At 58.7% G+C, this 18,498-nt stretch carries 12 protein-coding genes and 3 pseudogenes; 14 read left to right on the top strand and 1 reads right to left on the bottom strand.

Features of this window, described 5'->3' with window-relative positions:
- Positions 1 to 57: 57 nt before the first annotated feature.
- From MLD63_RS03880 to MLD63_RS03820, 13 genes and pseudogenes are all read left to right on the top strand, one after another.
- Positions 58 to 685: pseudogene (locus tag MLD63_RS03880) on the top strand (HAD-IC family P-type ATPase); the annotation flags it as partial.
- A pseudogene (locus MLD63_RS03875) lies at positions 682 to 1,127 on the top strand (DUF411 domain-containing protein). The pseudogenes MLD63_RS03880 and MLD63_RS03875, both read left to right, overlap by 4 nt.
- A gap of 460 nt (positions 1,128 to 1,587) precedes the next feature.
- Positions 1,588 to 1,950, top strand: a complete 363-nt coding sequence (locus MLD63_RS03870) for a hypothetical protein (RefSeq protein ID WP_255328573.1) — start codon at positions 1,588 to 1,590, stop codon at positions 1,948 to 1,950.
- Between the two features lie 2,328 nt (positions 1,951 to 4,278).
- On the top strand, positions 4,279 to 5,859 hold the full coding sequence (locus MLD63_RS03865) for a flavin monoamine oxidase family protein (RefSeq protein ID WP_255328572.1): 1,581 nt from the start codon (positions 4,279 to 4,281) through the stop codon (positions 5,857 to 5,859).
- Between the two features lie 4 nt (positions 5,860 to 5,863).
- Positions 5,864 to 6,403, top strand: a complete 540-nt coding sequence (locus MLD63_RS03860; protein WP_255328570.1) for a c-type cytochrome — start codon at positions 5,864 to 5,866, stop codon at positions 6,401 to 6,403.
- Positions 6,400 to 6,894, top strand: coding sequence for a RidA family protein (locus tag MLD63_RS03855; protein WP_255328569.1), 495 nt, complete (start codon positions 6,400 to 6,402; stop codon positions 6,892 to 6,894). Before MLD63_RS03860 ends, MLD63_RS03855 begins: the two co-directional genes overlap by 4 nt.
- Before the next feature lie 551 nt (positions 6,895 to 7,445).
- Positions 7,446 to 8,390, top strand: coding sequence for a hypothetical protein (locus MLD63_RS03850; RefSeq protein ID WP_255328568.1), 945 nt, complete (start codon positions 7,446 to 7,448; stop codon positions 8,388 to 8,390).
- Between the two features lie 668 nt (positions 8,391 to 9,058).
- Positions 9,059 to 11,704, top strand: coding sequence for a TrlF family AAA-like ATPase (locus tag MLD63_RS03845; RefSeq protein WP_255328567.1), 2,646 nt, complete (start codon positions 9,059 to 9,061; stop codon positions 11,702 to 11,704).
- Between the two features lie 257 nt (positions 11,705 to 11,961).
- Positions 11,962 to 13,167, top strand: coding sequence for a ComEC/Rec2 family competence protein (locus tag MLD63_RS03840; protein WP_255328566.1), 1,206 nt, complete (start codon positions 11,962 to 11,964; stop codon positions 13,165 to 13,167).
- Between the two features lie 41 nt (positions 13,168 to 13,208).
- Positions 13,209 to 13,688, top strand: a complete 480-nt coding sequence (locus MLD63_RS03835) for a hypothetical protein (RefSeq protein WP_255328565.1) — start codon at positions 13,209 to 13,211, stop codon at positions 13,686 to 13,688.
- A 437-nt stretch (positions 13,689 to 14,125) separates the two neighbouring features.
- A complete protein-coding gene (locus MLD63_RS03830) occupies positions 14,126 to 14,902 on the top strand; it encodes an amino acid ABC transporter substrate-binding protein (RefSeq protein ID WP_255328564.1) in 777 nt (258 codons plus the stop codon).
- A 7-nt stretch (positions 14,903 to 14,909) separates the two neighbouring features.
- Positions 14,910 to 15,584 (top strand): amino acid ABC transporter permease, encoded by a 675-nt coding sequence (locus MLD63_RS03825; protein WP_255328562.1) that lies wholly within the window; start codon positions 14,910 to 14,912, stop codon positions 15,582 to 15,584.
- Positions 15,581 to 16,312, top strand: a complete 732-nt coding sequence (locus tag MLD63_RS03820) for an amino acid ABC transporter ATP-binding protein (protein WP_255328561.1) — start codon at positions 15,581 to 15,583, stop codon at positions 16,310 to 16,312. Before MLD63_RS03825 ends, MLD63_RS03820 begins: the two co-directional genes overlap by 4 nt.
- Positions 16,313 to 16,454: 142 nt before the next feature.
- Here MLD63_RS03820 and MLD63_RS03815 read toward each other — a convergent pair.
- Positions 16,455 to 16,765: pseudogene (locus MLD63_RS03815) on the bottom strand (tyrosine-type recombinase/integrase); the annotation flags it as partial.
- A 117-nt stretch (positions 16,766 to 16,882) separates the two neighbouring features.
- Here MLD63_RS03815 and MLD63_RS03810 point away from each other — a divergent pair.
- Entirely contained in the window at positions 16,883 to 18,490 is a 1,608-nt protein-coding gene (locus tag MLD63_RS03810; RefSeq protein WP_255328560.1) for a TonB-dependent receptor domain-containing protein, read from the top strand.
- Positions 18,491 to 18,498 lie beyond the last annotated feature (8 nt).

Here is an 18,498-nt window from a genome sequence, read left to right as displayed (position 1 = left end):
GGCGCTTCGTGATCAGCAAGACATTCCTCATGGTTGCGAAGCATATCGGAAATACGAGTGATCGCGCTCAGGGACGAGCCGCGCGGCGATGCGGCGGACGCAATCGTGCAAGCCCGCACGCTCAGCATCTCCTTGGTCATGTTGACCGACAATCGTCGCACGACCCAGGCGATTGCCAACGGGCTGGGGATCGACCATCGCTCCTCATTCATGCCGGAAGACAAAGTCGCCTTGATCCAGGGCCTGAACTCCGAGAAGGGTGATGCTGATCGGTGATGGGATCAACGACGCGCCCGCGCTCGCTGCCGCCGATGCCGGCGTCGCCATGGTTTCGGTCATCGACATGGCGCTCGAGACGGCCGACACGGCGATCCTGCGCAACCGGCTGGCGGATGTGGCGGCCCTGATCCGTCTTGCGCAAGGAGCGATGACCTAAATCTGACCGAACATCGCTATAGCGCTTGGACTCAACGCCGTCTTTCTTGTGACCACGATGCTGTGAATCACCGGCCTCTGGATTGCAATCCTCGCCGATACCGGCGCCACGGTCCTCGTGACGATTAACGCCCTGCGGATGTTGCTCTTCCAGCCGGTGGGGGCAGCCAGTTCTACTGAGCCGTCCGCAGTTACGCTCGGTGATCGTCCGAGCATCCGACCGAACGCCACTGAACGGAGAACACCATGATCCTCACTCGTCGCGCCTTGGTCGCATCGGCTTCGAGCTTCGCCGTCCTGGCACCGGTTGCCGGGCTGATGCGTGAAGCCCGCATCATCCACGTGCGGATGCTGCACTGGCTGTATCTAGCTTCTGGAAAAGGATGGCTTCACCGTCACCACGGAGCGAATATTCGGGACGCTCTTGATGCGCCTCAAGCTCGACAGCGGTATTTCAAGAACCATGATTTCCTGTCACACCGATGAGATCGACGACTACGTCATCGAGGGACACAGGTCAGCGGCCGATATCCGCAGGTTGCTTGCGGAGCGCCGATTCCGTTAGGCTCGCCGTGCCCGGCATGCCTTATGGATCGCCAGGCATGGGTTCCGAGGATGAACGAGAGCCCTACGACGTGCTCATGATCAACAAGAGCAGCACGCAGGTCTTCTCGAGCTACGAGGCGGCTTGAGAGCAGTTCGGACGGGGCAGCAGTCCCACCGAGCAATGGGCGGTGATTATCTATCTTATGGAGCTCCGTCACAGCGCTCGAGGGTAAAAAATCTCAGCTGCGCTCGGATTAAAGTGCGGCTTCAATTCTCAGACCGAAATCCTATTTTACTCAAGGTTGCGGACAAGAGGATACGGCGGCCTCAACTATAAGTGGCGAACGTTTATCTTTTATATATGATTCACGATGAGTCGCGGGAGCGATTCCGCCCGTTGATACGCCGAATGTTTGTTCGCGGCAGATAGAAGTGATTTCGATCGGCGCCGCTAGTCAACGACGCTTCCACATCGGCTATCCCGCAGCTGATCCCCTTGAGGAATACATCATGACTGTGCTGCACAACCTGACGTCAGCAACTCGCGGCCGGGCTGACCTATTGAATCGGCTTTCGTATTGCGAAGGTAGAGCCTGTCTAAGGTTGATGGACGTGACTGACCCCGACGAAATCGAAGCGTTTCTGATCAGCATCTTCGATCTCTCCGACAATCCCTATCCATGCCAGCAGCAGGACAGACTGATCCGTAATGTCTCAGAGCACAGCGACAACCTAGTGATGCGGCGCTTCGAAGCATGCGGGGTCGCAATCGATGTGACCCGGGAATGCTGCGTCGTCAGGCATGACCAGTCGGCTTTCCCGGCAGAAGTTATCGCCGACGCGATGCTGACGACACTCGATCAGCTGCATGATCCGGCGGGCATGATACTCGGAGGGCTGGCAGCGATCTGGGACAGCGCATCGATTGCGCCGACGATCCGTCTCGATCCCAAGCCGCAGGCGAACTGAGCCGCTACGCCACCACCTGCACTGAGAAGCGGCTCCGTCCCCTCTCGATCCAACCCGCCTCAGTGCCGCGATCGACCGCCTGTTCTGCGATCGACGTCAGCTGCAGGCCGTCTGTTTATGGCATGGGCAGCCACCAAGCTCACCACCTCGCACCAAGAGCGTGACGCGATGCTCTCGAGACCCCTGGGTCGGAAAGGTCTTACCGGGAATATTGTGGCGGTAATATTGAGATTACCCGAAACAAACCGGCAATCATCATCATCTCGACCCCGTTCAATGCGACGGATCGCGTGAGCCACCGGTCGACAGGCTCAGAGAAGCGCTCCTGACGACTTCGGAAGTTGGGCTTCAGTTCTCGGCTCAGCGAGCGTATCACGGCGCTCCGGTCTTCATCGGTCTATCTTGGCATCGAGCATATCGTGACCTTCTGATCGTCACCACCAGCTCTCAGTCGGGTTGCTCGAGAGCATCGATCACGAGCACGAAATATCGCCCGGCAGAGAACACCACCCTCGCGTCCGCACCATCTAGTGCTGCGCTGTCTGGACCGGTCTGCGATAGCTCCGTCTTCCTCATTGAAGGGCGAACTTCCTGGGTCGACCTTCTCGTTTGTGTGCCGATAATCGGACAAATCCCGCGAGACCCCATATTATCGGACAGGATAAAGGATCTCGTCCCAGGGTCGCAGCGCTGGCGCGGCACACGGAAAACAAGGGTCACCGTCCACACCGGAGAGCAGATTCGAGGCACCGCAAGATGAGGTGGCTGGGTGGTGTCTGCGCCCATGTGATAAAAATATCGAGCTGAAGGGGTGTCCGTTTTCCGACAGGAATCGAATTTTATCGTTGTCGGGTTTTTTACTGTAAGGTCATGAAATGCCAAGATAAGGGCATGTCTACGTGCTGCCAAAATGTGGCTAGATATCGGACACGATAAAAGCACGCGATAAAACACGTCCGGGACGCGTTTGCCACGTGATGATAAAAAAAATGGCGTCCCACGTGTTGCCTGCGCGGCAAGGCGTCTGGCCCTCATGGTCGGGGTTTCGTCCCCTTTCAGCATCGGATGCGGGCTCTTCGTCTCAAATCCGGTCGTTCGCAGAAGGCTTATCTGGCTCAGAGCGGTCGAACAGGATGGGTGACGGGTCGCATCGAAGGGCGGTGATCAACGGCTCATCGCAGCAGCGCAGTGCTCGTCGTTCACGAGAGCACGCGTCTCGTGCGCCATGCGTCCATACGGATAGGAGTCGGCTCTTGCGATCCCGCGCGATTGCTCCCTGAGCACGTATCCCGTCTCTTGGAGACAGTTCCACGATGACCGGAAAATCACCGGTAAACTCTCTTGCGATCACCATCTCCCAAAAAGTTCAGACACGTCTTCCGATCATCTGGCGGGCCGGCTGCACAGCCAGAAGCCCTGCCGACATGACTTTCACCAGACAACGACGCGATCGGACATCGTTACCGGAATTGAACCTCAAATAAACCTAGCAGCTATCTTCCGTTCGGCGGGCTTGGGCGGGATGAGATGACGAAGAAAGCATCCGTGGCAGTGCGAAGCTCGTCGCATGGTGCAGCGAGGCTGAGAGCCACGATGCGGATACATTCTTCATCATGCTCTTAGGTCGTCTGGGTGATTGCGCAAACCGCACCTGTTATCCGAATTTGACCGCAAACGAACCGGTAAAGCACCCATATGCTTGCGTCGTCGGGACCCACCAAGAGACAGCGCCGTGATGCGTTGGTCCATCACCGATTATGCGGCAGCAATCTCACGCAAGGTCGACGTGACGAACAGGGCGGCTAGCGGACCGAATTCTGATTGCCTGTTCAATTCCGGTAAGCTCAATATTTCCGGTAATGGATTTATTACCGGTGGGTGCTCACCGCTGGCCTTGGAGAGGGCGGTTCACGCGGGCTCTAGCTCAGTTAGCCTGATGCGGTTCCGCTAGCGGGTTCGCGTTCCCGGTCCAAAGGTCCGGCCGTGTCACCGAGACCACCTTCTCGGCACCTACTATCCACAGCCATGGCCGCCGCCACTATGTCTGGGCATCGGGCGGGCGAATCCAGCGGTCCGATAGATCTCTCGGGATGCCTGATCTGCCTACATCAATCTCACGATGACGCATCAGCAAGCAGCTTGAAGGCTGGCCTTGGTCATCGTCAAAAAGTCTGATTAGCGCCTTTACAATCATGCCGAGGAGGTAAAGGCTCACCCAAAGCACACATTGAGATCTTCAGGCGATTGGCCATCCCGCGCGACCGATTTTGCGTGCGCGGGGATGATCGTCCACCGCCAAATCACCGCAGCCACAGAGGAAATCGCGCAATGACAGGATTCACGAGACGCAGTCTCTTGGGGATGATCGGAACGGCCGCAGGCAGTTCGGCGATGTATTACGCGATGGCGTCGATGGGCCATGCGATGCCCTCGAATTATAACGGACCGATCAAGCTCGACGGTGATCCGGGTGACACCAAGGTGCTGGTTCTCGGGGCGGGGCTTGCCGGGATGACCGCAGCTCTGGAGTTGAGAGCGGCGGGCTACACCGTGGAGGTTCTTGAATACCGGGAAAAGGCCGGCGGTCGCTGCTGGACGCTGCGTTCAGGCGATGCATACACCGAACTCGGTGGGGCCAAGCAGACGGTCGATTTCGCCGAAGGAAACTACATCAATCCAGGTCCCTGGCGTCTGCCGCACCATCATTACGCGGTGATGGATTATTGTCGTCGCCTGAAAGTTCCGATCGAGCCCTTCATTCAGACGAACTACAATGCCTATGTCCATCGCGGCGACGCCTTTAATGGCAAGCCGCAGCGCATGGGTCAGATCCTGACGGACTACCGCGGGCATGTGTCCGAACTGCTGGCGAAAGCGGTCGATCAAGGAAAGCTGGACGGAGAGGTCACTGCCGACGATCGCGAGATGCTGATCGAGAGCCTGCGCAGTTTCGGCGTTCTGGACGATCAAAACGCCTACGTGAAAGGCCTCGAGACCAGTGAATATCGCGGCTACGAGAAGCAGCCTGGGGGCGGCGTCGGCGCTGCACCGATCCCGTCGGACCTTCTGGATCCTCAACAGGTCATCCAGTCGCAGCTGTGGCGGTATCTTTCGACGCATGAGTCGGTGGAGCACTGGGCACCGATGTTCCAGCCGGTCGGCGGCATGGATGGCATCGCGAAGGGGTTCGAGCGCGAGGTCGGCGATCTCATCACCTACAACGCCAAGGTCGTCTCCCTGCAACAGGACGACAACGGTGTGACGGTGACGTGGGAAGACACCGCCAACGGTGGCGGCACCCAGACCAGCACCGCCGATTACTGCGTCTGCACGATCCCGTTCTCGATCCTGGGGCAGATCGATCACAACCTGTCATCGGGCCTGTCCAACGTGATCGACTCGATGTTCTACAACGGGTCGACGAAGGTCGGGCTCGAGTTCAAGCGTCGCTTCTGGGAGCAGGACGAGCAGATCTACGGCGGCATCACCTACACCGACGAGGCGATCACGCAGATCAGCTACCCGTCGACGGGTTATCAGTCGGACGGTCCGGCGGTGCTGCTGGGTGGCTACACCTGGCGGGGCGCGGACACGTTCAAGTTCAACGCCATGCAACCGGAAGAACGGATCGAATGGGCGCTCCGAATGGGTGAGAAGATCCATCCGCAATACCGCGAGGAATTCAAGGCGGGTGTCGCCGTCACCTGGCACAAGGTGCCATGGGTTCTGGGCTGTTCCGGCGTGTGGGAAGATCGCGAGTCGCAAGGCTACGAGGAGGCGATCAAGATCGACAACCGCGTCGTCTGCGCGGGCGAGCATCTGTCCTACATCCCCGCCTGGCAGGAAGGGGCGATCCTGTCGTCGCTCGATGCCATATCGCGTCTCCACGACAAGGTCATCAACGGGTGAAGCCATGAACACACTGATCATCACAGCCATGACCGTCGCGGCGATTTCGGCAAGTGCGGCTTTCGCGCAATCGTCGGCCGACCAGACACCGACCGATCAGGGGGCCGGAAGTGAGACCCTGCAAAGGGATGAGTCGGGCGACGCTGCGATGCAGCCCGAAGAAACGGCCGTCACTGCGGCGGCCGAGGGCGAGCAGTTCGGTCAGGGCGGCTACACCTCGACCGACGGCGAAGACATCTATCAAACACTCTGCGCGGGGTGTCACATGCCGGACGGTGGCGGCGCAATCGGTGCAGGCGCTTATCCCGCGCTCGCCGGCAACCCCAATCTGGAATATTCGGGCTACGCCGTGTCACTGATCGTGAACGGGCAGAAAGCGATGCCCGCGTTTGGCACCTTCCTCGACGACGAGCAGATCGTCGCGCTGACCACCTACCTGCAGACCAATCTGGGTAACGACTACACCCCGGATGCAACGATCGAGTCGGTCGCCGACGCCCGTCCGGCCGAGCCTGTCGATCCCAACACAGCGGAGCATGAATGACCTATCGCCTTTTGAAACTCGCCCCGATCGCAGCCTTGGTTCTCGTGGGCCAGTCGGTCTCCGCCGAGGTGACGCGACACCCGATCCCGGATTCGGACTTTCCGATTTTGCAGGCGGTTGAAGTTCCGGCAGATGCGACGCTCGTCTATCTGAGCGGCACGGTGCCGATGGTGGTGGACGAGTCCGCAGCGGAAGATTCACCGGACCGCTTCGGTGATACCGCAGCCCAGACCGAAAGCACGCTGCAGTCGATTCAAGAGAAGCTCGAGGCGCTGGATCTGACGATGGGCGACGTGGTCAAGATGCAGGCCTATCTAGTCTCACCCGAGGGCAGCGAGGCCATGGATTTTACGGGCTTCATGGAGGGCTATACCAAATTCTTCGGAACCGAGGATCAGCCGAACCTTCCGACGCGATCGGTCTTCGAGGTTGCCGGTCTGGCCAATCCCCTGTGGCTGGTCGAAATCGAAGTGGTGGCCGTCAGGCCCTGATCCACAGTCAAATCTGGGCTTCCTGACCCGCCGAAATTATCATCGGCGGGTCAGTTAACTTCGCGACCTGGTTTTAGGCAGGCAGTCCTGCGGAAATGGCGAGATAGGTCGTTTAATTCCACGGACACGACATTGAGCGTCTAAGTATGCGCTCCGGCTAATATGACGATGACACGAGGCATAGCGGGCGCTTGAGGATCGCGCTCCCTTTTAGCCGACGATCTTGATCTGAAGCTCGAACACGGTAGTGCAGCGGCCTGAGATAGGCCTTCAGACGATGAATTAGTGAATGCAAGACGATACGCTCGCCACGTTCGAGCAGTCGGCGCTGCTCTCGGCTGAGGAGTGACCCATTGAGGAGCGGTTGAACAGAACCGGCGCGCAGCAATCGGTCCAATGGTCCGACCGGCAACACCGTCGAACGAGTTACACCGGATCACCCTGCCCTCCCCAGACCAGGATCGAGAAATCCACAGGAACCTCCGGCCATGCGGTTCCGAGTTTTATGTCTGCACAATAGACTTGGTAAGCAGACAAGGACCTTCGATCGCATGCCGACCATCCCCCACGACAAGTTCTATACGCCGGACGCCACCGCCCGCAGGTGCATCGGCGACCTGTGGCGGATCAGCGGTATGCGCGGAGACGATCTCTTTATCGAGCCATCCGCCGGTGCCTTCTGTCGCCATCTGCCCCAGGATCACCTGATCGCGCTGGACATCAAGCCAGAGGCGGTCGGGATCGCGACCGGTGATGTCCTTGATTTCGAAGCACCGGAGCTCGCCGGCCGCCGCATCGTTATCGGCAATCCACCGTTCGGCCGGAATGGGATGCTCGCAAGAGCCTTCATGCGGCAGGCGATGCAGTTCGCCGATATCGTCGCCTTCATTCTGCCCGCGTCCTACGCCAAGCCATCAATGCAGCGCGGGATCGATCGGCACTACCATCTCGTCCACCAGGCCAACCTTCCCGCGCAGGTCTTCGAGACCAGCGACGGCGAACAACGTGTCAACACCGTGTTCCAGATCTGGGAGCGGCGTGATCACCTGCGCAATGCTGATGCGGGCCTGGTCTCGCAGTTCCATTTCGCATTTGTGAAGGACATCTCCGATGCGGACCTGGTGATCCGCCGGGTCGGCGCTTGGGCCGGGTCGTGCCGGCGCCTGCCAAGACCGCCGATGGCCTGCTTCCGATGGGATGTGCGCCAAGTTCGAATTATTACGTCAAGGCCGTTGATTGCGATCCTGACCTGCTGGCAGAGAGGCTCGCCTCAATGGATCTCGCAAGTCTTTCGCGGGACGCCCTTTGTCCGTCGTTGTCCAAGCGCGAGCTGGTCTCTGCCTATGTCGAGGCTGTTAGCGATGCAGTGGAGCCAAACGGTTCCGATCAACTCGTCAGGACAACGAACGCCAAGAGCGAGGTTAGCGTTGTGGTTAGGGTTGAGACGAGCGCCCGGAGATGGGCGGTCGCTGATATCGGTAGTTCAGGCTCCGTAGAAAGCCTGTCGAAGCAAGAGGATCAAGCTCCCTCGACCCCCAATGGACCTGAGCCTCCGGAACTGTTCATGCTCGAAGCAAAGCATCGCGATCTGACCCGGACCTCCAGACTCACGTTGTCGCCTCTTCAACAGGTGATGTCTCTACAGCCTCCTGCCCAACAGCGACGGATTTGGCGCGAGACATACCCGCGACCACCGGACGATCGCCCTCGCCGAGGAGCGATCTGCTCAAGGCCATGCCGAACTACCCTGCGCGCCGCGTGACGGGTGCCGAGGGTGCGTGCTGATCTGCCTCGGCGTCGGAAAAGATAAAGCTCGTGCAGGTTGATGCATTGACATGGTAAGAGGCGCCGGACGGTGCAAGCGTGGCGAAAGTCCAGAATGGGCGGACAGCGGACCTTCACTGCATGTGAGGCACCACCCGTACAAGGGCATGGAAGCGGACTCGAGGCTCCTTGACGATAGGATCGTCGGCTCTCCCGAGTCCCTGCAACACAATTGCAGGGACAGCTCAGACACAGTCGCTGTTGCACCTCATGACGTGTCATGCTGTCGCCGCCCGCGCGCCGCGCTGGACATCCTCGGACCAGTCGGCTTCTGACTTTACACAACCCCTCATTGCGTGATTTCATTGTCAGAAAATGGCTTTATCACAGGATTTTAAGATTGAGTGAGGCTCTTCAGAAACTTTTCGAGCATGGCGCACAGTGGTTAAGGGCAGATTTTCACCTGCACACTCGAGCAGATAAGGAATTTTGCTATGATGGCGACGATGACCGTTTCGTCGCCAGCTATGTAGAGGCGCTTGAAGCTGCCGGAATACGCCTTGCTGTCATCACCAACCACAACAAATTTGACCTTGACGAATTTAAGGCACTGCGCAAAAGGGCGCGCAAATCCGGCATCGGTGTGCTCCCTGGCGTGGAGCTGTCCGTCAAGGACGGCGCAAACGGTGTTCACACACTTGTGGTATTTTCCGAAGCTTGGTTGGCCGAGGGGCAGGATTACATCAACCAGTTTCTTGGCGTTGCATTCGCTGGCAAGGTCCCCGCGCAATACGAGCAGGAAAACGGACGCAGCAACGACGACCTAATCGAGACGCTGAAGACGCTGGAAGCATACAACCGCGACTTTTTCATTATATTCGCACACGTTGAGGCTAATAGTGGATTGTGGAAAGAGTTAAGCGGGGGCCGAATGGGCGAGCTTGCCGCTGAGCCGCTCATTCAAAAATATGCTCTGGGCTTCCAGAAGGTTCGCACCCATGACAAACCGGATAGCGTTTGCCGCACGAAGGTCAAGGGCTGGTGGGGCGATCAATATCCGGCCGAAGTAGAAGGCTCTGATGCAAAAGAAATAACCGAGATCGGCAAAGGCAGAACGGTCTATCTGAAGTTGGGCGATGTTGGCTTCGATGCCGTAAAGTTTGCCTTGACCGATCATACTTTCCGCGTTGCGTCGGAATTTCCGTCCTTAGGGCATTCCCATGTCAACGCTGTTCGCTTTGAAGGCGGGTTGCTGGATGGCAGTCGCGTTACTTTCTCCCCGCATCTGAACTGCCTGATCGGCATCCAGGGCAGCGGAAAATCCTCTATCCTGGAAAGCGTGCGTTATGCCCTGGATATCCCCTTTGGCGACAAAGCGCAGGACAAGGAATACAAGGACAAACTCCTGCCCCATGTTCTGAAAAGCGGCGGCAAGGTGATTGTTGAAGCGACCGATCGGCATGGCGGTCGCTTTGAGGTGAGACGCATTTGGGGGCACTCTCCAGATGTCTATGTCGATGGCGTGCTGCGCCCGGGAGTCTCTATTAGGGAAACGATTATCGCCAAGCCACTTTACTTCGGGCAGAAGGACCTCGCCGCTGCTGGGAAAGGCTTCGGGCACGATCTTGTCGAAAAGCTCATGGGTGATAGCCTTAAGGGCGTGCGGAAAAAGATCGAGGAGCGCGCAGACGAACTTAAAACGGCGATAGAGAACTTCCATTCCGCGCGAAGCGATGCAGAGGACAAGCAGGCGCTAGAAGATGAACTTGAGAATGTCAAATTCAACTTGGAGCAATTTGACAAGCACGGCGTCAAGGACAAGCTTGAAAAGCAACTGATTTATAACGAGGACTTGACCTACTGTCAGGGCATTCACGAGGCAGCTGAGGCTTGGCGCAAGACGATTGATGATGCGGCAAACCAGGCCGAAGAAGATTTCAAACTGATCGAAGTTCATTCCTCCGATCAGAATGCAGATTTCTTCACACGCTATGCGGCCAAGGTGGAGGAACTAAAAGGCACGGTTGCGACAGCCAAGGCCCTTGCTGCCACGATCAAGACTAATTCCACCGAATTAGATGAACTGCGCCAGGAGCTTGAAGGCGTGCGAGACGGCCTGAAGGAAGAGTTTGCCGAGACCGAACGGGAGCTGGTCAAGGCGTTGCAGGAACAGGGCGTTACCTCGATCCAGCCAAATGCCTATATCAACTTCACTCAGCGCAAGCAGGAGCTTGAAACTGGAATCGCCGAGCTTGCCAAGCGGACGGGCAAGGAAAGAACAAGACTTGAGGCCGTTCTGACGGCCATGAACTTGCTGAATAATGCATGGCACGATGAATTCAAACTCATCGCGGCGGTGCTTGAAATCATTAATGAATCGCAAGGATCACTGAGAGTAGAGGCGGCGTTCAAGGGAGACCGCAACGCTTTTAAAGTCCACATTGACGGATTGCTTCGAGGAAATAATCTCCGCAAGGAATATTACAATGACCTTTCCGAGGCTTATTCTGATTTTGGCGAGGTTTTCAAGGACCTCGAAAAGGCTTGTGCTCACGCAAAGGGGAAGAGCCAGGACTTCAGAAGTCTCTTCATAGAAAATCTCTACTCACTCATCGCCTATCAGGTGCCCAACAGCTATTCAGTGACGTATCACGGCAAGGCACTCTTGTCTCATTCTCTGGGCCAGCGCGCCTCGGCGATGATGCTCTTCCTGCTTAGCCAGAAAGAGAATGATCTTCTGCTCATCGACCAGCCAGAAGATGATCTTGATAGCCAGACCGTTTACGAAGAGGTGGTCAAACTGCTTCGTCGGCTCAAGCCGAACCAGCAATTCATCTTCGCGACGCACAACGCGAATTTCCCGGTACTTGGAGATGCCGAAACCATTACTACATGCCGCTTCCGAGATGATGCAATCTCAATATCAGTCAGAAATATTGACGATAAGTCCTGCCAGGCCAACGTCATCTCCATTATGGAGGGTGGCCCGGAGGCATTTGAGCGCCGTAAGACGATCTATCAAATTTGGAAATCCCGTCGCGCTTGAATTCGTTAAAGAAGCCGAAGCGTTTCACGCCCTACCTCCCAACGACATTCTCCCTTGGTCTTGTTATGAGCCGCCATGGATGATCGGTTCGGGGACGCTGCAATGCCGCGACAACCAAATCGCAGAATGTCAGCGAAGGGCTGACCAATTTCGCGAGGGCAAGCCTTTGACTGGCATCAAGCTACTGAAGATCGGTCAAGAATTTTGACCCTACTAAGACCGAAATCTTGAAGGAGAGACGATAGATGCAAGTGAGGATGGTCCAGCATGCAGTTGGTCAGGGCGGCTTGCATAGCGGCGAGCTGACGCTTGGTCAAAAGCCGCTACGCTGGGTGTACGACTGCGGCTCCAATCAGGCCGATGCGTTGAAGCGGGAGGTCGGTTCCATCGCCAGAGACGGCGAAATCGACCTGCTTTTTCTTTCTCACCTCGACAGCGACCACGTCAACGGTGTCGATCTTCTACTGTCGCAGGTAAAAGTCCGCGAGGTGATCTTGCCTTATCTTAATGAGGAAGCCCTAGTCGCAACCATCGCGCGTGATGTTTCCCGCGGGGCATTGACGGGAGTGCTCGTCGAGGCTGTAAGCGATCTGTCGGGTTGGTTTGGCAGCCGCGGCGTTGAAACCGTCACTTTCGTCGACGACAGTGACGATGAAGGGGGCGACGGCCCGGATGTGCCTGACGCTCCGGCTGGCGGCGGTGATGGCGACTGCACCGCCAAATGGACGGGTGAACCGGTGCCTTTTCCGGAAACTAGCTCCGTTGCTCAAACTGGCGCAGGGACCGCAAAGATGCGGCGAGCTTTTCCAGGGGCGGCTCTCCTTGTGATGACACCGGGCGGGCAGCTCAATTGGGCATTGGTGCCCTATGTCCATAAACCATCCGCGGCTTTGATGAAGGCCTTCAACGATGCTCTAGATGCCGAGTTCGGTAAAGGCACGGACAAGAAAGCTATCGCTCAATCAGCGAAGGACCCGGCAGTACGGGAGAGGCTGCGTAACTGCTATGACGCGCTTTGGGCCGATCACAACCTGATCTCGATGACGCTGTACGCCGGTCCTATAACACCGGAAATCATGGAGATAGATATATCTATTTGTCGACGCTACCCCTATTGGCACCCCCATCACGAATGGGCCGATTGTGGGGGGTGGATGCTCACGGGCGACGCGCATCTCGATGGTTTGCGCCGTCGACAAAGATTCCTGAAGTTCTACCGACGCTTTTCAGGACTCACCAATGTATTTATGGTTCCACATCACGGGTCGGTCCACAACCATAGTGATGAGGTATTGAATGCGATGCCGGAGTTGCGGGTGGGCTATGCTGCAGCCGGACCGAACAACTATGGGCATCCTCATAATGAAGTGCGCGATTCTGTTCGAGCCCATCACTCCGCCTTTTTCCATCAGGTGGATCATAGGAGATTTAATCAGATCGTGATGGCAGTCAGAAAACGCTGAATAGGCGGCATCTCATACGGCCAAGTTCTGGAGGGCTAGATTTGGATCGCTATAAACTGGATGAGATAATTAGCTTATGCCTACAAGATCTCTACAATCAGGATGGTCAAATCTTGGCTCAAGATGTCGGTGAGCGTGCAATTTGCGGGCGATTGGCTATGCTAATGGATCCCAGACTTCCCTTGTATAGTGTGGATATTGAGTACAATCGCAAGGGTCCAGGCCTGGAACCGAAAGACATTGAGATGCCGGATGAGAACGGTGATTTGACGGCCCATCGAGTATTTCCGGATATCATTGTGCATGAGCGTGGGCATAATCTTCGCAACCTTTTGGTCGTCGAAGTGAAGAAGTCTACCAATGCCGTCGCTGACGAGCATGATCTCGCAAAGTTACATGCGCTGTGTGGTCAGCTTCGATACCAATATGGGCTGTTCTTGCGGTTATCCACGGGGCCAAATTCTGACTTAGCAGGTGTCCAACGCCAATGGGTCGAAGGGCCTGCAGCAGGTGAGTTTTGAGCGGCAGCTCCCGAGAAGGCGCGGCGCAGCAATAACGAATTTGACGAATGTCGGCTCTGGGCCGAAAGCGCCCCTGCCGATCAGTTCAACCGATTCACCTCCGCTCCAAATCGCTGACCGAACCGATCAACAGCGCGAAGACTAGAAGCCGCAACCGCCCCGCCGATCTGCCTCACGACCTCGATCGAGCAAGACATGCGCGATCCGACGGATCATCGCCTAGAACCTCGGTCCGATCTAGGAATATCCCCGAGGGAGGCCAGACCGCCTTTCAGAATCCAGGCGGAACGTCTGTCTTGCGGCAGAGCGGCAAAGAGGACAACGAGCCGTCCGTGCTGTAAGATGTTCGCACGGCTGTTCTTATTCCGGAGCGCGCCTTGTAACGCCCGGCACTTGTGAGCACCTTCAGTCCTCACCAAGAGAAAGGGAGCCCCGAGATGCTCAGATCGCTCATCGCCGCCGCCGGGATCGCGTCGACCGCCGTTGCTAGCCCGCTCGCCGCTCAGGACACCGAGACGCTGCGCGTCGGTATGTCGGGTGGCTACTTCCCGTTTACCTTCGTCCGCCAGGACGAGTTGCAGGGCTTCGAGGTTGACGTAATGAACGCCGTCGGAGAGCAGGCGGGGCTAAAGGTCGAGTTCGAGACGATGTCCTTCTCGGGCCTGATCGGCGCGCTGGAGGCGGGGAGGATCGACACGATCGCCAACCAGATCACCATCACCCCCGAGCGCGAAGCCGCCTTCGTCTTCAGCCAGCCCTACGTGATCGACGGCGCGCAGGTCGTCGTGCGCGAGGGCAATAACGACATCGCCGGGGTCGAGGACTTGTCCGGTCGATCGGTTGCAGTAAACCTCGGCTCGAACTTCGAGCAGTTGCTGCGGGACCTGCCGAACGCGGACGAGATCGACATCCGCACATACGAATCGAACATCGAGCAGGACGTCGCCCTCGGCCGGGTCGACGCCTTCGTCATGGACCGCGTCTCCTCCGCCCAGGTCATCGCCGAAAGCCCGCTGCCGCTGCAACTGGCGGGGCAGCCCTTCTCGGAGATCCGCAACGCCCTGCCATTCCGCGATGACGAGGACGGGCGCGCGCTGCGCGACCGGGTGGACGCCGCGCTGACAGCCCTGCGCGAGGACGGAACGCTAAAGGCGATCTCTCAGGAGTGGTTCGGCAGCGACATCACGACGACCGCCACGGCAGCAGCGGACTGACCTGACGATGCGGGCCCTCGACCTCGACTACATGCTGGGTCTGGTGCCCGTCATCCTGGGATACGTTCCGCTGACGATGTTCATGGCGGTGGTGGCCATGGTCTGCGCGCTGATCCTCGCCTCGCTCCTCGCGGTCGAACGGGTGGTGCGCGTGCCGGGGCTGGACTGGCTGGTGATCCTCTTCATCAGCTTCTTCCGAGGCACGCCGCTGCTCGTGCAGCTGTTCCTGTTCTACTACGGGCTGCCGCAGGTCGTGGCTTTCCTCACGCAGATCAACGGGGTGACGGCGGCGATCATGGGACTGACGCTGCACTTCGCCGCCTACATGGCCGAGGCGATCCGCGCCGCCATATCCGGCGTCGATCGCTCGCAGTGGGAGGCGGCGCATTCCATCGGCATGACGCAGTCGCAGATGATGCGCCGGATCGTGCTGCCCCAGGCCGCCCGCATCGCGGCGCCGACGCTGGTCAACTACTTCATCGACATGATCAAGAGCACCTCGCTGGCCTTCACCCTCGGCGTCACCGAGATGATGGGCGCCACGCAGAAGGAGGCGTCGGGCAGCTTCCTCTACTTCGAGGCCTTCCTCGTCGTGGCGGTGATCTACTGGGTGATCGTCGAGGTCCTGAGCCAGGGGCAAAAGCAACTCGAAATCCGGCTGGGGAGGGCCTTTGCCCGATGATAAGGGTTCGCGGCCTCACCAAGCGGTTCGGGACGACCACGGTGCTGGACGATATCGACCTCGACATCGCTGATGGCGAGCGGGTGGTCGTCATCGGCCCCTCGGGGACCGGCAAGTCGACCTTGCTCCGCTGCCTGAACTTCCTTGACCGGCCCGAGGCCGGGCTTATCGAGATCGGCAGCGTTGCGGTCGACGCCGCCCGTGCCGGCAGACGCGACATCCTCGCCTTGCGTCGGGCGACCGCCTTTGTTTTTCAGAACTACGCACTCTTCGCGAACCGCACCGCGAAGCAGAACATCATGGAAGCCCTCGTCACCGTGCAGGGCCGCCCGAAGGCCGAAGCCGAGGCGCGCGCGATGGAGGTCCTGGCCGAGACCGGCCTGGCCGACAAGGCGGACAGCTATCCCGCCGCCCTCTCCGGCGGTCAGCAGCAGCGCGTCGGGATCGGCCGGGCGATGGCAATCGGCGCAGACCTGATGCTGTTCGACGAGCCGACCTCGGCGCTCGACCCCGAATGGGTGGGCGAGGTGCTGGACCTGATGCGCCGCGTCGCCGAACAACTGCAAACCATGCTGATCGTGACGCACGAGATGTCTTTCGCCCGCGAGATCGCGGACCGCATCCTCTTCATGGAAGGCGGCCGCATCGTCGAACAGGGCACACCCGAGCAGGTGCTCGGAGCCCCGAAGGACGAGCGGTTACAGCGCTTCCTGCGACGTGTAGGCTGAAGAGGCCATCTGGACTCACATAAGGATCGACAGGCAGGCGAAAGGCTGAATGCGCACGTTCGCTGCGCATGAGCCGAAGGTCGCGAAGGCTCAGGCGGATCGAACGTCGGCTCTCGGCCGGCCTCCGACTGAGCCATCAGCGTCATATGTCGACAGCTTCGGCGATGGCGAGCGCGTCCTCAAGCTCGACGCCCAGGTAGCGCACCGTGCTGTCCATCTTGGTGTGGCCGAGCAGGAGCTGCACCGCGCGCAGATTACCATGTTGCAGTAGATCTGAGCGATCTTGGTGCACCGCACCGAATGCGTTCCGTATGGCGAGGATTCCAGTCCGATGGATGAGACCCACGCCCGGACCAGGCGCGCATATTGCCGAGTCGAGATGTGCAGCCTTTCGTGAAACCGCCCCGGCCATAGATGCTCCGATCCGATCATAAGGGGGTCTTCGAGCCACGCGGCAATCGACTTCCGCTCACCATATCATGACGCGCGCCTTGCGATGGTCTCCCCATCCAGGCTCGGCAGAACAACCGCATCTTCCATCACAGTGCGACGACCTACGTCGATCCTGAGTTGCTCAAGGCCGTGCGGGTCGATCCGGGCGTGGCGCCTGCGGACGCGGGGCCGGGCGCCGTTGCCGGCGCGATCGCGTTCGAGACGAAGGATGTCGACGATTTGCTGGCCTCCGGCCTCAGTTTCGGCGGCCTCCTGTCGACGGAATATCAAAGCCAGGGCGACACGATCGCGAGCAGCCTCGCATTGTTTGGCCGTCGTGGCGGATTTGAGTATCTTGCCTATGGCAAAATCGCCGACGGGGGCGTGCGCGACGACGGCGATGGCGTCGACATCGTCGGTTCGGGAACGGACGTCGTCAGCGGCCTTGCGAAGGTTGCCTATAACGGTGCCGACGGCAGCCGGGTCGAGTTGTCCTACGAACGCGTCGAAGATGATGCGCAGCGACCGTTACGAGCAGATTTCGCCGGACTGGAAGATGCCTTCGAGACACGCACCTACGCGCTTGAACGCGAAAACCTCGTGCTGAGCTATACTGGCGGTGGTGGAAACGCGATCTGGAACCCGCGCGTGCAGCTCGCCTTCAACGCGACCGACCTCTACACGGCACCACTTCCCGGTCGCACCGACGCCTATTCCGGAACCAGCAACAGCCTGACAGGCAAGATCGAGAACGATTTCACGCTACAGGCGGGCTTGGTCAAGGCGGGGATCGATTTCTACCTCGACAAGACCGACATCACCGGGGAGGACGGGACCGAATTCTTCGCCGAGGAAAAGGCCGACAACCTCGGGCTCTATGTGCAGGGTGAGTTCGACGTTGCAGATCGAGCCCGCGTGACCTCGGGCCTGCGCTACGATTTCCAGACCTTCGAAGGCGTGGACGGCACCGAATACGATAACAGCGGCCTCTCGGTGAACCTGGCGGGTGATTACGACGTCACTGATCAGGTCACACTGAGCGCCGGCGCATCGCGCGTGTGGGGCGGCATCGCGCTGGCCGAAAGCTTCTTGTTCGATCCCGGTTGGGTCTATCCCGATGAGATCGAGCCGGTCACGTCCGAGAACTACTACATCGGAGCGACGGCTCAATTCGGGGCTTTCGACCTGAACGCCAAGGTCTTCCAGACCAATGTGGAGAACGCCCGGACGCTTTACGATTCCACCACCGACCGGTTCGGCGCATCGCCCGGCTTGACCTCGGCGCTGGACACGAAGGGTTTTGAGATCGGCGGTCGCTACAATTGGAACGCCGGATTCGTGCGGGTGGCCTACGCGAAGGTCGATTCCAAGATCGACGGCAACGACGCCGACAGCTACGCCGGCCGCTACCTGACGACCCCATTGGGCGACAATCTTGTGATCGAGGCGGTCCACAGTTTGAGCGCGATCGACATGACGCTGGGCGCGACAGCACAAATCACCTTCGACGAAGAGGTGGACTATCGGTTTGGCGAGGCGCGGACGCTCGAAGGCTACAAGGTCGTCGACATCTTCGCCGAATATCGCCCCGCAGGCTATGATGGGCTGACCATCCGCGGCACGATTGGCAACCTCCTTGATGAGACCTACAGCCAGCGCGCCAGCTACGGTCAGGAATTCGAAGGCGTCGCGGCACTGAACGAGCCGGGCCGTAACGTCAAGATCTCTGCGTCCTACGAGTTCTGATGACGGCG

It is taken from the genome of Paracoccus albicereus (assembly GCF_024359525.1).
GTDB lineage: Bacteria > Pseudomonadota > Alphaproteobacteria > Rhodobacterales > Rhodobacteraceae > Paracoccus > Paracoccus albicereus.
Note: the sequence above shows the minus strand (reverse complement) of the source record. Positions and strands in the feature narration are given on the sequence as shown.